The sequence below is a fragment of the Ewingella americana genome (assembly GCF_006438725.1).
GTDB lineage: Bacteria > Pseudomonadota > Gammaproteobacteria > Enterobacterales > Enterobacteriaceae > Ewingella > Ewingella americana_A.
This window is the reverse complement of sequence record NZ_RCZD01000027.1, coordinates 1-913: the sequence shown is the minus strand read 5'-3', so window position 1 is coordinate 913 and position 913 is coordinate 1. Positions and strand designations below refer to the sequence as shown.

Annotated in this window: 1 protein-coding gene; it reads right to left on the bottom strand. The window is 61.2% G+C overall.

The annotated features are described in order from the left end of the window. The coding region (locus EAH77_RS24970) for an aminotransferase class I/II-fold pyridoxal phosphate-dependent enzyme (protein ID WP_140476140.1) at positions 1-913 on the bottom strand (913 nt) is incomplete at both ends.

Below are 913 nucleotides of genomic sequence, written 5' to 3'. Positions count from 1 at the left end.
ACAACCGGTTCGGAATCCCGATCCAGTGGAACCCAGACATTGAGTCCGTCGAGGGTGTCAGGAACTTCGATATCGTGTTCTGACAGTCCAGCTTTCAGAATGATTCGCCGCCTTTCGTAGACAGTGCGAGCATCGGCGAGGCCGTCGATCACCTCCGGATCACCCAGCAGTTCGGCGCTCAAGCGTTGCTGCAGGTGACTGACCCAGTTGGCGCCCGACCGAAGATGGGTGCTCAGCCGAATGCCGGTGTCGAGGTCCGAGGCGACCACTGCCACGCGCAGGTCGGGCCCGAGAAACTTCGACACGGAACGAACGAGCGCCCACCGCGTCGTGCTCATCGGAGCGAGCCGACAGTACCGATTGCTGGAAACGGCAGAGAAGTGATCGTCCTCGATCACCAGAACGTGAGGGAACTCGGCCAGGATGCTTCCTAGAATCGTCGCTCGGTCGGCACTCATGCTGACCCCGGTGGGGTTGTGCGCACGAGGGGTGCAAATAATCGCGCGCACACCACTTTCGAGAGCACGCAGCAGCCCCTGCGGGGTGATACCCGAATTGTCGATGTCCATCGGTACCGCTCGGAAGCTGTTGGCTTTGAGCGTTCCGATGCTCGCCAGGAAGCACGGATCCTCGATTGCGACAGCGTCACCTCGAGTCAAATGAGCGGTCAACAGTCGCTCGACCGCGTCAACGGCACCGTTGGTGATTGTGATCGAGTACGGCCGTCGAACCTCGTGCTCGATCGACGAGCGTGCCCACGAATCCAGTAAAGGCTCGGTAGCTGCACCGCCGTACAACCGCGGCGCGTACGTAGTCCGGTCCAACGCTGCTCTGAGATCAGGCAGCAGTGCCGGATCGGGATTTCCGCTGGCGAGATCTACCCGGCCAGGAAGAGCGATCCCGCCCTCTCCTT